Source organism: Flagellimonas iocasae (assembly GCF_042682725.1).
Lineage (GTDB): Bacteria > Bacteroidota > Bacteroidia > Flavobacteriales > Flavobacteriaceae > Flagellimonas > Flagellimonas iocasae.
In genome coordinates this window covers 37,321-52,982 of record NZ_JBHUHU010000004.1, presented here as the reverse complement: position 1 = coordinate 52,982, position 15,662 = coordinate 37,321, and the positions used below count along the sequence as shown (strand labels likewise).

Here is a 15,662-nt window from a genome sequence, read left to right as displayed (position 1 = left end):
TACTAGCTTTAATATTACTTACATGTTTTTTGCTTAAATCCTGTGGGACCCCAGAAAAGGGCAAGCAGGTCAACATTACCATAGAGAACAATAAAGAAGGTGCACCAATAACCCTTGGAATTCCTTTTCCAAAAGGTACACTCCATTCGGTGGACCATCTACGTCTGTTGACATCCCGAGGTACTGAGATTCCTTGTCAAACCACAGAAGTGAGCAATTGGGGGCCAACCGACGAAAGTGTTAAATGGGTATGGGTTTTCTTTTTCTCCGAAAAAGACTCAGAATACATATTGGAATATGGTGATTCTGTAATACCCATACTTCCCAAAGAAAAGATTGTTTCCATGAACAACATGCGGCCCCAAGGTGGGATAGAGGTGAATACAGGGCCTTTGTCCTTCTCCATACATAAAAAAGGGAATGGTTTTTTGGATGAAGTGTTTTTGGATTCCAACAAAGATGGAAAGTTTGATAAGGAGGAGCTCATTGTTTCTTCACCAGGAAAAAATAGGGGTTCTTTTCTCGATCTTTTGGATGATGCCGGAATAGATACTTCGAAAGCGGTGATAAATGAGGTGTTCAGGGAGAAAGGATCTGGCCCGATGCACAGTATATTCCGGATAGAAGGAACCTATACCTATAGCAGATCGGATAACAATCTGTCCCCTTTTACCATTTGGTTGCACGCCTATGCGGGAAAAAGCTACATAAAAGTTTTGCATACCATGACCTATACAGGAATCCCGGACAAACATAAACCACAAGAAGGGGAACATGCCAATATTGCCACACAAAATAAGATAATCGTAACGGAGAACACTGAGAACGATATGGGTTGGACTCAGCCCAATGATCAAATTGCAGCCTGTGGGCTTCAGCTTAAATACCATCTGGATAATGAAGTAAATGTTTCAATGCCTCTATATGAAGGAAGCTGGAAAGAAGACAAAGCCAATACTTTTCTGGAGGAAATCGCTGCCAATGGGGAATCCCCAGTTCAACTTTTACAACAAGGCCCGGCAAGGAGAAAGAGCACCAGTTTAAGAAGTTTGTACCTCAACGGTTTCAAAAAGGAGGACGATGGGAACAATCCCGATACGGCTTTGGAATTTAGGGCCACTGTTTCAGAAGGGGAAGAAAGTAAAGCAATAGTGGAAAGGGCTAAAGGATGGCTCAACGTTACCGACGGAAAACGAGGAGTAGGCGTTGGGATTAAAAACTTTATGAAGGAATATCCCAAAGGGATTGAGGTCGATCCTGCCAATGGAACTCTTTTGGGCAGTGTTTGGCCCAAGGAAAACGGTCCCATGAACTTTGCTAGACATAATACCGAACCGGATGGGGGCATGTTGGGCAATTTTGCCCAAGGGATTACCAAGACCACAGAGTTTGTCTATTACTTCCACAACAACGATGCTATGGATAAAGTAGGGAAAAAGATGGATTATATCATCGAAAACCCAGTGGCGCATGCCACACCTGAGTGGTATACCCAATCCAAGGCATACGGTAATATGGCCCCTTTTTCATCCAAGCATCCGGAATTTGAGAACGCCCTGCAATATAAATACCAATGGTGGGCCTATAACCAAAAGCATGAGCCGTGGTATGGGATTTTCAACTATGGGGATGGGAAAAGTTACTACTTTAATGGAAAATGGGTACAATGGACCAATAATGAACCCACAGTGGACTTCATGCTCTGGACCAACTTTATGCGGACAGGAGACTCCAAATATTATAATTTGGCCCAAGCCATGAGTAGGCATACCATGGATGTGGACAATGTGCATTGGCCCAAAAAAAGAACCTATTATGGGGAGATAAATGATGCCATAGACTTCTGGAACTATGAGGATGAACCCAAGTCCACCCCCTATTTGGGCATAGGAAGAAGGCATGCCAATGAACACTGGTATGCTCTTTTGAGTGCCCATGTATGGATACAAGGTTGGATTGCATCATATTACCTTTCTGCCGACCATAGGGCCCTCGAAGTGGCCAGAATGACTGGGGATACTTATATCAACAGAATATGGGGGGAGCATGATCTAAGGGGAAGAAGGTTATATCTATCCGTTTTAAACCTTGTTGAACTGTACGATGCCACCAAGCTCCAAAAGTATAAGGACGAACTGGACGATAGGGTCAAGTTAATGTTGGAATTCCAGGAACGTCAGGGAGGAAACCTACTCTTGGATAGATATGGGTATAGTCAGACCTATGTTGCCCAAGGACTTTATAAGTACCAACAGATAACCGGTGATGAAACCGTGAGACAAGCTCTTTTGAAACATGCTCGCTGGGTCAGGGATGTGCCTCCCTTGAACCATGAGATGGAATCATATTTGGCGACCATATATCCATTGTTGATAGGATATGAGTTCAGTGGGGAAAAAGTGTATCTGAATGAAGCTCTTGAGAGAGCCAAAGTACTAATGATCGGAGAACTGCCCAAAGAACCAGCGTCCTATGAAAATGCGGAAGCTTTTAGCGAAGATCTGGTCAAGATTTCCTATTTGCCAAAAAGTAAAAAGAGCTTTACCAATTGGGAAACCAATCAAGGACTTCGCGTATTTGGATGGACCCATGCCTATAACATTCCTTACCTGTTGTACTGGATGGACAAGGAACATATGAATTAAATCTTGTAATCTTTGCGAAAAGAGGCGGTTCGATCATAGATCAACGCCTCTTTTTTATATAACCATACCAAATCAATTCAAAAAACATGTCATATAAACGTATGGGCCTTTTACTTGGTCCGATTCTGTTTCTTCTCATTCATTTCTTTTTTAGCGGGGAGGGTCTCTCCTCCCAAGGAAGGGATATCTTGGCCGTTACCTTATGGATAGGTGTTTGGTGGATTTTGGAGGTGCTTCCGATAGCTGCCACGGCGCTGCTTCCCATTGTTTTGTTTCCCATGTTGGGGGCACTGGGCCTAGAGGAAACCACAGCTAACTATGGCCATAAATATGTTTTCTTGTACATGGGTGGGTTTATGTTGGCAATGGCCATAGAAAAATGGAACCTGCACAAGAGAATCGCATTGCATATCATAAGGGCCATTGGTACCAATATGTATACCATTGTATTAGGATTTATGGTGGCTACTGCGTTTCTTTCCATGTGGATATCGAACACGGCCACTGCAGTGATGGTAATGCCGATGGCCATATCCATTGTAAAACAGTTAAAGGACAATCCACGGACCGCCAAGGACGAAAATGCTGTTTTTGGCAAGTTGCTGATGCTTTCCATCGCATATTCGGCATCCATTGGAGGGATAGCAACATTGATAGGTACCCCACCCAATCTGGTTTTCGCCGGTTTTGTACAGAAGGCCTATGGGTTGGATATCAGTTTTTGGCAATGGATGAAGTTTGGACTTCCGATATCGATTCTACTGTTGATTTTGGCATGGCTATACCTTACGCGGATTGCCTACCCGTTGCGGCAAGGAAGATTTCCTGGGGGAAGGGAAGAGATCCATAGGCTTATACAGGAACTGGGACCTATGAAAAGGGAAGAAAAGATTGTTATGGCCGTTTTTGTTCTTACCGCACTCTGTTGGATAACACGGTCGTTCTTATTACAAAAGATTGTTCCTGGGATAGATGATACCATAATAGCCATTGGAGCGGCACTTGTTTTGTTCATTTTGCCTGCTGGAAAGGGTAGGAAGATGATAAAATGGGAAGAAGCTGTTCAGATTCCTTGGGGGATAATTCTGTTGTTTGGTGGAGGAATGGCCATCGCTAGTGGTTTTGAGACTAGTGGGTTGGCAATTTATCTGGGTTCACAAATGACATTCTTTGATGGATTACCCTTGCTTACGTTGATATTATTGGTCATAACCTGCATAAATTTTTTGACGGAAGTCACCTCGAATTTGGCCACTACGGCCATGATGTTGCCTGTTTTGGCACCATTGGCGGTGACCTTGGATGTTGATCCGTTCGTGTTGATGGTTGCCTGTACCACTGCCGCTTCCTGTGCTTTTATGCTTCCAGTGGCAACGCCCCCAAATGCGGTGGTCTTTGGATCGGGCTACCTTAGAATCCCCGATATGGTACGTACTGGTTTTTTAATGAATTTAATTTCCATTCTTGTGTTGGCCATTGCGGTGTATTTCCTATTGCCTCTATTTTTGAAAATATAAGGGATGGTGGAGGAATGTATGTTCACATCAAAGAGAAATTTCTAGTAACATATTGAGTGGTTTGTTAAAAACCTATACCAATAATATCTTGTGACTAATTAATATCAAGGCGGATCATCGAATAATCTTTTTAATCAATATGTCAAGTTTTTTGCGCATAAAACTTGACATGTAATTTATTTGGATATCTTTGCATTGTAATGACAATTGCGAAAAAAATAGCGGATAAAATAGCGGAACTCCCGAAGGACAGTACTTTTGGTTATGCCGATTTACCTATTCGGTCAGAAGAATATGTAACCGCTGCAAAGGCCTTGGAACGACTACAAAAAAAAGGAATTATAAGAAAATTGTCCAAAGGCATTTTTTACAAACCCAATGTAACGGTTTTTGGAGAACTAAAGCCAAGGGAAGAGGATATTCTAAGACCATATTTATACGAAGATGGTAAGCGAATAGCCTATATAACCGGAACCTCTTTGTACAATCAGTTGAACCTGACTACCCAAATACCGTCACTATACAAAATAGCAAGTGCCGAAAAGCGCATATATATTAATAGAGGCGGCATCAAAGCAAAGCCCGTAAAGAGCTACGCACCCGTTACTGATAAAAATTATAGGATGTTGGGTTTTTTGGATGCCATGAAAGACCTTAATAGCATTCCGGATGTTGATAAAAAATCCGCTATTCTTATTTTTTTAAGACGTTTAGGGAAAATGACACCCAAAGAATTGGATGTACTCATCAAGTATGCTCTCTTGTACCCACCACGGGTAAGGGCTTTGTTGGGAGCACTATTAGAACAACTTGATGTGGCAATCGATATAAAAGAATTGAAAAACTCACTTAATCCACTTACTATCTATAGATATAATTTGCGTGATACCACATTGACAACACAACCAAATTGGAATATCGTATGAATCTGCACACTAATAGTGAACTCTTTGCTGAGGCGATAAGGGCAACTGCCCAACGTATGGATATTCTAGAAATTTACGTGGAAAAGGATTATTGGATATGCTATGCCCTAAAGCTCATTTATGAAAGTGCAAACAAAGATGAGGCCATATTTAAGGGGGGTACAGCTTTGTCAAAGTGTTTTAAATACATTGACCGTTTTAGTGAAGATATTGATTTGGTAGTATTGCGCAGGGAAGAAGAGACGGGGAGCCAATTAAAGAACAAGCTTAAAAGAATAACCAAGGAAATAGTAGAACCATTCGAGGAGGTGGATATTGATGGAATCACCAATAAAATGGGAATGATAAGAAAGATTGCCTATAACTATCCCAAAATCTTTGAGGGCGATTTTGGACAAGTAAGGGATACTATCATTGTTGAAGCTACGTGGTTAGGTCACTTTGAACCATATATTAAGAAGGTCGTCAATACGTATATCTATGAAATGATGGTTGACTCAAACCAAACCAAACTAGCAGAGACTTATGGATTATTACCCTTTGAAGTACTTGTGTTGGATGTCAAAAGAACACTTTGCGAAAAAATAATGAGTTTGGTCCGGTTTTCCCATACTAAAAACCCAATTGAGGATTTGAACAACAAAATTAGGCATGTATACGATATTCATCAATTATTAAAGGATGAAACGGTTCTAGGATTTTTCAATTCGGGTGCATTTGATAAAATGCTCCTAAGGGTAGCCCATGATGATACGCAAAGTTTTAAGAACAACAATGATTGGTTAAAGTACCACCCAAAACAAGCATTGATTTTCAAAGAACCTGAAAAAACATGGAACCAACTTAAAGATACCTATCGCAATGAGTTTGAGTATTTGGTTTATGGAAAATTGCCAAAAGAGGAAAGCATTTTGGAAATAATTCTGTCCATATCAAATAGACTCACAAAAATAAAATGGGAGAATGTATAATGTAGATCAAATAGTAGACCAAAACAAGGACACGAAATGCAAATCTTTAATCTACTTATCTCTACCTACCCACTATCCAGCAGAGGAAATCACTTCTGCCGTTGAATCGGTTGGATATCATTTTACCAAGAAATAAAAGGAATGTCCAGAAGAATAGATTAAATGGTTCAAATAGGATTGGGGGTTACCTTGATCCTATTCGGATTGTATAAGTTTTTTGGATTTCTGCCTCACGACCGTGTGATGACCGAGGAGTCCATTGCTGTTTACAAAGGACTATTGGCCAATAAATTTATAATGCCAACAGTGGGTGTGGTGGAACTGTTACCAGTTATACTTTTGGTCGTTGGTAGATGGATAATTGTTGCATTGTTAGCTATGATTCCTATTGCTTTTGGAATCATGGGTTTTCACTTTGCGGTGGATATACAGGGCATTTTTTGGGGAATTTTGATAGCTTTTGGGCTTGTTTACCTTCTTTCAATGCATTTTTCTAACGTTGGATACCTAATCAAGGAAGTGGATACCATTGGTTGAATATCGTGATTTTCCATAAACCGCAACCAATAATTGAATTTATTGGTTTTTGAAAATTCCTTTACTATAATATGTAAAGTTCAATTTTTTGTTTGTAATCGCCCCAAGGTGTCTTTGGCTTTTAAATTAAAGGGATATCAATCAGGAATATAAAGGGTAAGCGATATTTGAGGAAGAACGTTTCAATCTTTCATGGGTAAATTCCCTTACCTTGAAGGTGTATAGGATACGTAAAGTCAATGGTCTCAAAAATCATCAGTATGCGTTTTACCAAGTAGGGTTTGGTTCTCTGGGTGGTCAATATCCCGCAGCGGTATCGTCCCCTCGTTTGTCCGCCCCGCCCTCAAGTCTGCCGTCTTCCAGCACTCGGATGGCGTCTACCTTTCCTATGATCCGGGTCCTGCCCTCATTGATTTGGTAGCCTTTTGCCTTTAGGGTTTCAATGGTTTCCAAAGGAAAGCCTTCGGGTTCGAACACGACTACATCGGGCATCCATTGGTGGTGGAACCGCGGAGCGTTCACGGCATCCTGCATGCTGAGATTGAACTCGTGGACATTGAGTATGGTCTGGGCCACGGCCGTGATGATCGTGGAACCTCCAGGGGTGCCGACGACCATGTAAAGCTCGCCGTCCCTTTCCACTACGGTCGGTGACATACTGCTCAACATTCGTTTCTCGGGTGCAATACTGTTGGCCTCGGAGCCAGGAAGACCGAACATATTGGGAACACCGGGCTTGGTACTGAAATCATCCATTTCATTGTTCAGGAAAAATCCCAAGGCATCAATATAAAGTTTGGAACCGTATCCACCGTTCAGGGTCGTGGTCGCACTGATGGCATTGCCCTCCGCATCGATAATGGAGTAGTGGGTGGTCTCGCTGCTTTCCACAATTTCCACCGTTCCATGGCCTACTTCCGAGGACAAGGTGGCCCTATCAAAAGTAAAATCGGCCATTCTGCACTTTAAGTAGTCAACGTCCATGAGCCCCTTATAGGGAATGTCCACGAAATCGGGATCACCAAGGTAATGGTTCCGATCCGCATAGGCTCTTCTGGAAGCTTCGGTGAACAATTGGATGGCCCTTGTCGAATTGTGGCCATAGCTAGCTATTTCATAGGGTGCTATCATGGTAAAGATCTGATCCATGGTCATACCACCACTGCTGGGGGGACCCATTGAGATGATCTTGATGTCCTTGTAGTCAAATACAATGGGCGATCTCCACTTGGCCTCATACCTAGCGAGATCCTCCTCCGTGATCACACCTCCCTTTGCCTGTACATAGGCCGCTATTTTTTGGGCTACCTCCCCTTTGTAGAACCCATCACGTCCCTCGTTCATGATCTTTTCCAAGGTGGTGGCCAATGCCGGGTATTTGATGGTATCACCAGCTTTGTACACGGTCGCGAACTTGGTGCTGTCACTATTAGCTTCAATGAATCGTTTTCGGGTACCTTCTAATCTTTTGGCCTGTTTTTCGGTCACCACGACCCCTTTTCTCGCCAAGGCAATGATGGGTTCCATGATTTTGTTGAGGGGCAGTTTTCCGAATTTCTTGTGGACTTCCAGAACCCCGGCCACGGTACCTGGGACACCTACGGCGGTTCCCCCAGATGTGCTCAGCCCAGGTATGACATTGCCCAGGGAGTCGAGATACATGTCCCTATGGGCGGCCAATGGAGCCTTTTCCCTGTAATCGATACTTCCCACTTCACCATTACTCTTGCGATAGACCATAAATCCCCCGCCCCCGAGGTTTCCCGCAAAAGGGTAGGCCACCGCTAGGGAAAGTTCGGTGGCTACCATGGCATCGAAAACATTCCCGCCTTTTTTCATGATTTCAACGCCTATCTCCGAAGCTTCCCTACGTGCAGAGACGACCATGGCATTTTCCGTGACCAAACCTGTCGGTTCGGCAGGTAACTCACGGGTACATTGGGTAAATAGTAGTAAGGGAAGAAAATATAGCATTCTTTTCATGGGTTTATTTTTAAGGTACTTAATGTTGCTTTTCTGGATTCCGGGTTTTGCTCTTTTGTCCGGGTCAGGGAATGTCCTTGATACGCTCCAACATGATCTCCATAAGTGCTTCGGCGCCCTTCTCCGCCTTTTCCTTTAAAAAATCCCTTGGGGTATTGTCCCCGACCTCAAAGACCAAGGCCTCGGCACCATGTTTTACGAAGAAATAGTTCCTTGATACCGTGGTAGGGACCAAATCCCCATTAGGCTTGATATTGGGATCATATCCCTCGATGCGCTTCTTTAGGCCATCCAGCCAGGTGGAGACCAAATTGGGCATGTTTCCATGGAGTTCCGGATCCACGGTATAGTAAATATCATCCCAAGTGGAATGGAAATCTATGCCGAAATAGAACTTCCCTTGGGTCTTCTCGACCATCCCTTCCATGAAATCCTTGACCGCAGAGGTTTCCGGTTGGTTAAAATTGGCCCAATCCCGGTTGAGGTCTATTCCACCGGTATTATGTCTCCAAAACCCATTGTCGACCCCGTCAGGGTTCATCAAGGGGACCACATAGATGGTAAATTCCTTTCGGAACTTTTTGGCCAATTTGGTATTCGAGGAAAGGGTCTCCACAAAGGATTTCATAGTCAGGTACCCTGTTACCTCAGGGGGATGCTGTCTGGAAATGATCATAATCATATTTTTGGAGTCCGTATCGCCAATGCTGAGCAAATTGAGGTTCCGGCCCTCACGGCTCTTTCCAATGGTGTTCTTGGTCACGAACTTTTTCTGGGAAATACTGTCCATCCAGGCATTTACCCGGGCCGAATTTTCCAATTCTTGTCCAGCGACCCAGAGTGTATCCGGGCCCACTTCCAATCGCATTTTGACCTTTTCAGGCAAGGAGCCGGGGCCAAAGGCCTTTTCTCCCTTACCAATCTCAACATAACGAAGGGAATCCAATGCGGTCCAGTGCACTCCGTCATGGCTGAGCTTTGGATAGTACCTGTGTTTGTTGTCCGCTTGATAGGTCAGCCATACATCAATGGTCATAGGACGCTTTCCCCAAACCTTGAACGCATACCACGGACTGGTATTGATCGGAGTGTTCTCCGAAGTGATCAATAGGGTATAGGTACTGTCATTGTTCTGGACCAAGCCGTTCAACCGGGCACCGTCGAACTCATTGGAGAAGGTTATACCTTGATCCGGAAAGGCAAACTGTCCCTTCCATTGCTTTTGGACCGGTTTGGAATCCGTTGGTACGGCATTCACAGGGGGTTGGCCCTGGAACCGTTGTTCTTGGCCAAATAGGTTCGCTATGGCCAACAGGCTTAGGAGTACAAAGATTTTTTTCATAATAGGATTTTTAAGCTAGTTGTTTTTGCAGTTCAATTTTCTTGAAATAGGATGCGTTGGCCGCATTGATGCGCGGTGCCAATAAAATCGCCGAAACCATGGTGGGGATGGACATTAGGGCAAAGCTGATATCGATGATGCCCACGACACCGGCCAAGGAGGAAACCGAGCCAAGGAATATGCCCGCGATATACAGGTAGTTATAGATGTTCCGATATTTGGCTCCAAACAGGAATACCACACATTTCGATCCATAATAGGAATAGGTGAACAAAGAGGTCAATGCGAATATGGCCACGATAAAGATCAACAACGGGGCACCTATTACAGGCATGGCAGAAACGAAAGCTTCCAAAGTAATGGACACACCACTGAGGTCCGAACGCTGCCAACTTCCCGTGACCAAGATGGCAATGGCGGTCAAGGTACATACCACTATGGTGTCGATAAAGGGCCCCAACATCGCTACCAGTCCTTCCTTGATCGGTTCGGTGTTCTTTGAGGCACCATGTGCCAAGGGAGCGGTGCCGATACCTGCCTCATTCGAAAAGGCGGCCCTTCGTACCCCCATAATGATGATGGCACCCAGACTTCCCCCCAACACCGCATCGCCGGTCATGGCATCCCTAAATACGTCCATTAGGACCGGAATGATCCTACCATGGTTGACCACCAAAATATAGCTAACAGATAAAAAATACAAAGTGACCATAAAAGGGACCAGTCGACTGGCCAGGTTTGCTATGCGCCTGATTCCCCCAAATATGACCAGACCCACCAAAAAGCAGATTACGATCGCCACCATTGAAAGGGTCAGGTCCTTGGATGGTCCCATAAACGAGAGGGGCATCACTTCCACGACGACCTGGGTCAACTGGTTTGCCGTAAAAATGGGAAGTGAGCCAAAGATCCCTGCCATTGAAAAGAAAATGGCCAGGGGTTTCCATGGTTTGCCTAGACCATTGACGATGACATACATGGGCCCCCCTTGAGATTCCCCCGAATCATCGGTACCCCTGTACATGACGGAAAGGGAACAGGTATAATATTTGGTCGCCATCCCGATCAAGGCACTGATCCACATCCAGAAAAGGGCACCAGGCCCACCCATCGTAATGGCAAGGGCCACCCCTGAAATATTGCCCATGCCCAAGGTGGAGGACAAGGCTGTGGTCAATGCCTTGAAAGCACTGATCTGTCCAACATTCGAGGCCGTCTCGTACTTTCCCCTGATGACCTGAAGGGCATGCCAGAAATGCTTGAACGGCAATAACCTGGAATACACCAAAAGATATATTCCGCCACCCACCAACAGCAATAATAGGGGAAATCCCCAAATCCAGTCACTGATTCCGGTTATCGTTGCTTCAATTTTTCCCATCTATCTATTCGTTCTGGCCTAATTTGGAGGAATAGCGTTTGTAGTCCAATTGTTGTGGTCCTTCCAAATCGATCTGCTTGCCGCCAATAAATGCCAAGGTCAACGCATTGGTCTGTATATCGAGTGCATCCCCCTTGGACACAAATAGACTGGCTGTCTTGCCCATGGCAATGGACCCCAGCTTATCGTCAATTCCCAGAATTTTTGCGGGATGCAAAGTAATGGTTTTCAGGGCTTCCTCCTTTTTCATCCCAAATGCCACCGATGTTCCCGCATAAAAGGGCAGATTGATGGAGTTGGACAACGATCCCACATGGTACATGGATACCTCGATGCCCATCCGTTGCAATTTTGTTGGCAAACCATAAAAGGCATCATAGTCCATATCATCGTTTCTGGGGAGGTTGTAGGTAGGCGGTACAATCACCGGAACTTGGTTTTCCTTGAGAAAATCGACAACTTCCAGGGAACCCTCAGAGGCCACCAAGGAGATTTGGTCAATGCCAAAGGACTTGGCAAAGGTGATGCTCTGTATGATTTCCTTGGGTTCATTCGCATGGATGACAAGTACCCTTTCTTTTTGGAACAGATTCGTTAAGGCCTCCAACTTCAAATTGGTTTGGGCAGTGGGCATTTGTTCGTATTGCTTGGCATCGGAGAACAATTTTTCCAGTTCACCGGTAATCTTTTCGTAAGAAGTATTGGGGCGGAGCATCCTGCTGTTCGTCTCGGCATCATAATAACTCGATAGGGCAGAGGGCCAATCGAGGTGTATGGCCGCAGCCCTTTTGAATACGGCTTCCTCCCAGTTCCAGCCATCCAAGGACATTACCGATGAGGTGCCTGGAATGACACCTCTTGATCGAATCGATTCAATGTAAAGAACCCCATTGAACCGCAAAGGTGGAAGAAAAGTTGATGTCATATCAAAGGCGTAGACTGTTTGTAGGTTGGGAAGATAATCCCCTTCCTCCAAGGTATCATTGGTATGCGGAACGCCACTGATTTCGTTGATACCGATAATGGAATTCAAAAGGATAAAACCCGGATATACCTGTTGTCCGGTTATGTCTATGATCTTATAATCGATCCCATTGGCGTCCAGATCAGAGGCTTTGCCCAAGAAGGTAATGGTCCCCTTGTCAAATCCGACCGCGGTGTCCTCCAGTACCCGGCCATCTCCGGTATGGACGGTCCCCCCAACCAAAAGGATGGGAGTTTCCTGCTCCTTGGCAACCATCGGAAGAATCTGGGCATCCAATCCTTCCAAAAGGCTCGAAAGGATCAGTATCATGGTCAATATCGTATACAATGTCTTGTTTTTCATGTTCTTGATTATTTAGTACTGCATCTCCAAGGACTCACAATGGAATTCCAACCGTTCCAAGGATATTCTGGTTGATACGTTCTCGGTGCCTTCCAACCCTTCCATTTTTTTGAGGAGTCTGGCACGCTCTTTTGAATTCTCCCTGCGCAACTGCGCATCCTTGGCCAGATCAAAATAAATGGCCCCTTCAATGATGGTCTTTTCAGGTTTGGAATAAAGCGACAGTGGATCTCCTGTCCAAAGGACAACATCCGCGGATTTACCGACTTTGATACTTCCCATGGTATCGTCCAGGTGCAAGAGCCTTGCCGGGTTCAAGGTGACCATTTTAAGGGCTTCCTCTGGTGTGAGCCCCCCATATCTGACCATCTTTGCTGCCTCATGGTTCAAGTGTCGCATTGTTTCACCGCTATCGGAGTTCAATGCAGTGACCACACCTTCACGGTCCATGATGGGGGCATTGTACGGGGTCCCGTTCCTAGCCTCCCATTTATAGTTCCAACGATCGGAAAATGTGCTGCCCCCGACCCCGTGTTCCTTCATTCGGTCCGCGATCCGATAGCCCTCCAATGCATGGGTGAACGTGTTCAGGGCAAAACCAAACCGCTCCGCGACCTCCATCAACATCAACATTTCCTTATCCTGGTAGGAGTGGGCCGTAATGAACCGTTTTTTCTCCAAGATTTCCAACATGGTCTCATGAAGAATGTTTTTACGGGGTTCCACTGCGGTCCTTTTTTCCTTTGTGCCCAAGCTTCTATAGGCATCCCATTCCTTTTTGTAATCCAAGGCCTCAGTGAAGGCATTGGTATAAAATTGTTCCACGCCCATCAAGGACCTTGGAAATCGTATGGATACGTTGTTTTTTGAACGTTTCACGTTCTCTCCAAGGGCAAATTTTATGAAGGGGTCAGCGCCCTGGATCAACAATCCCTTGGCATCCTCCCCCCATTTGAATTTTACTAGGGCGGACTGGCCCCCAATGGGATCCGAAGATCCATGTAGGAGCTGCGCCGCAACGACGCCCCCGGCCAAAGCCCTATAAATGCCCGGGTCATCGGGGTCGATCACGTCCTGCATCCGGACCATTCCCGAATTTGGTGCCATTTCATTGATACCGCCCAAGGCAATATGGGAATGCTCATCAATGATTCCAGGGGTCAGGTGCTTGCCCGTACCGTCCAATACCAAGGCATCCTTGGCACTGAGATCGGTCCCGATCTTGGCAATCTTGCCATTTTCAAGAAGCACGTCCGTGTCCATGAGGATTCCTTCATCTTCGTTCGTCCAAACGGTGACATCGGTGATTAAAATGGATCGGGATGCAATCTTTTCCGGACTGCCAAAGGCCAAGAATGGATAGAATACCTCACCCAAGTCGACAGGACCCTTATCCTGTATCTTTTGAGCTCCCAAGGTGCCCCTTCCTTTTTCTTTCATCCGGGCGGTCCAAGGTTGGTCCTCCCCAAAGTTCAGGGTGCCAGTACCGTTAAGCACGGTCATTCCCTTTTCTTGTTTGGTCCAACCTTTCAGATTGTATTGGCTTCCCTTGACCGTGAATTTAAGGACAGGAAGATCCCCGTCCATTTTAAATTCCACCTTTTCCTTTGATCCATCGGTCAATGTCAATTCGGCTTGGTACTTAGGGCCTTTTCCGATAATGGACAATACGGCCTTTAAGCCACCTACGGATAAATCGTATTCCCCAAGGATGGATTCGGAAATGGGTTCGTTTACCACATAGGGTTTCCCTTCGATCCAGTTGTCCATAATTTGAGTGCCCGGTTCAAAAAGATCACCGTCCGTAACGATGAAGTTGGCCATTTTACCGGCTTCCAAAGTGCCCATATCCTGGTCAACGCCCAACCATTTGGCCGGAACGGTGGTCAAAGAGGAGAGTGCAGCCGTTTTGCTCAGGCCATACGCCACTGATTTTCTCAGATTTTTCAAGAAGTCAGGAAGATTTTCAGGTGGAAAGGAGGTGATGGCAAAGGGTATGCTGTTCTTTTCCAAAGATGCCGGGTTTGTAGGGGCCAGTTCCCAATGCTTAAGATCGGCCAAGGTGATTTTCTTGGTGATGTAGGGGTCACTCACATCATAGGCCTTGGGAAAGTCGATCGGAATGATCATCGGAGCTTTCATGTCCTTCACTTCCATAATCCGTTGATATTCGTCTCCGCCTCCCTTTATAATGAACTCGAACCCGAATTCATCCGCTATTTTATCGGCTCTTAAGGCGGTCAACCAACCATCGGCCTCCATGATTTTGGGCAGGTTCCCATTGACCAGCATGGCATCCAACGACAGGTCCGAAAAAGGGCTGTCGGTTTGTGCCCCATACCACTTGGCATCGTAAAAGGTCTGACGCAAAAGGGCAATGGTCCCCATAGCGGAAATGGGATAGTCCTGGGTCGAGGTGCCCTTGTCAAAAGAGTAATGGTCGGCCACCTTGGAATTGATGACCAAATTGTTTTCCGTATCCTCGCCTAGGGCTACTAGGGCAGCGGTTCCCCGTGCAATTCCATCCCTTCTGATGGACGCTACGGCACCAAATCCTTGGGCCCTCCATTTGGAGGCAAGCTTTTTGTCCACGGTAAAGTTTTCGGAACTGTTGTATTGCGATTTTATGGCCTCGTTGGCATTGTAGGGTCCCTTGGTATTGGACTGTATCTGTTCCCTACTGAGAACAGGGTTCCTGAATGGGGGACGTTTTACCTCGGGTTGCCCATATTCCCCAAACATGTCTATAAAAGAGGGATAGATATAACGTCCGCTGAGATCGATTTCCAGATAGCCGTTGGGTACCTGGTTCCCCGCTTGTACCGAAACGACCTTACCGTCTTGGATGACCAACATCGCATTCTCCAAAACTTGCGTTGGGGCTGTGACGATGGTCGCATGGGTGAGGGCCACCCTGTCCGGGCGCGCATCGAGGACATCGTTTTTGGGAAAGGTCTCCTGTGCGAAGGAACTCCCCATGGATAGCATGATACCTAACAAAAAGAGGTATCCAAAGGTTTTTTTTATCTTCAT

General features: G+C 45.5%; 10 protein-coding genes. 5 read left to right on the top strand and 5 right to left on the bottom strand.

The genetic code is table 11. From position 1 onward, the window contains the following. The first annotated feature begins 29 nt into the window (after positions 1-29). The 5 genes from ACFSJE_RS13985 (at position 30) to ACFSJE_RS13965 (ending at position 6,596) form a co-directional block, all read left to right on the top strand. Complete coding sequence (locus ACFSJE_RS13985; RefSeq protein ID WP_225604829.1) at positions 30-2,645, top strand: exo-rhamnogalacturonan lyase family protein; 2,616 nt, start codon at positions 30-32, stop codon at positions 2,643-2,645. Positions 2,646-2,731: 86 nt separating this feature from the next. Next, on the top strand, positions 2,732-4,162 hold the full coding sequence (locus ACFSJE_RS13980; protein WP_036383527.1) for an SLC13 family permease: 1,431 nt from the start codon (positions 2,732-2,734) through the stop codon (positions 4,160-4,162). A 200-nt stretch (positions 4,163-4,362) separates the two neighbouring features. Next, positions 4,363-5,088, top strand: a complete 726-nt coding sequence (locus ACFSJE_RS13975; RefSeq protein ID WP_036383530.1) for a DUF6088 family protein — start codon at positions 4,363-4,365, stop codon at positions 5,086-5,088. Further along, complete coding sequence (locus tag ACFSJE_RS13970) at positions 5,085-6,059, top strand: nucleotidyl transferase AbiEii/AbiGii toxin family protein (RefSeq protein WP_036383532.1); 975 nt, start codon at positions 5,085-5,087, stop codon at positions 6,057-6,059. Before ACFSJE_RS13975 ends, ACFSJE_RS13970 begins: the two co-directional genes overlap by 4 nt. Before the next feature lie 162 nt (positions 6,060-6,221). Continuing rightward, entirely contained in the window at positions 6,222-6,596 is a 375-nt protein-coding gene (locus ACFSJE_RS13965; RefSeq protein WP_127137023.1) for a hypothetical protein, read from the top strand. A gap of 297 nt (positions 6,597-6,893) precedes the next feature. Here ACFSJE_RS13965 and ggt read toward each other — a convergent pair whose 3' ends face one another. The 5 genes from ggt to ACFSJE_RS13940 all read right to left on the bottom strand — a co-directional run bounded on the left by ggt (position 6,894) and on the right by ACFSJE_RS13940 (position 15,662). Further along, positions 6,894-8,579 carry a gamma-glutamyltransferase gene (gene ggt, locus ACFSJE_RS13960; protein WP_119647236.1) on the bottom strand — a complete coding sequence of 562 codons (1,686 nt, stop codon included), beginning with the start codon at positions 8,577-8,579 and terminating at the stop codon, positions 6,894-6,896. 64 nt (positions 8,580-8,643) lie between these two features. Continuing rightward, positions 8,644-9,921: a M14 family metallopeptidase gene (locus ACFSJE_RS13955; RefSeq protein WP_119647237.1), complete on the bottom strand. Its 1,278-nt coding sequence runs from the start codon at positions 9,919-9,921 to the stop codon at positions 8,644-8,646. Positions 9,922-9,931: 10 nt separating this feature from the next. Beyond that, complete coding sequence (locus ACFSJE_RS13950) at positions 9,932-11,302, bottom strand: alanine/glycine:cation symporter family protein (RefSeq protein ID WP_119647238.1); 1,371 nt, start codon at positions 11,300-11,302, stop codon at positions 9,932-9,934. Between the two features lie 4 nt (positions 11,303-11,306). Next, a complete protein-coding gene (locus ACFSJE_RS13945; protein WP_119647239.1) occupies positions 11,307-12,629 on the bottom strand; it encodes an amidohydrolase family protein in 1,323 nt (440 codons plus the stop codon). 12 nt (positions 12,630-12,641) lie between these two features. Continuing rightward, positions 12,642-15,662, bottom strand: a complete 3,021-nt coding sequence (locus tag ACFSJE_RS13940) for an amidohydrolase family protein (protein ID WP_119647240.1) — start codon at positions 15,660-15,662, stop codon at positions 12,642-12,644.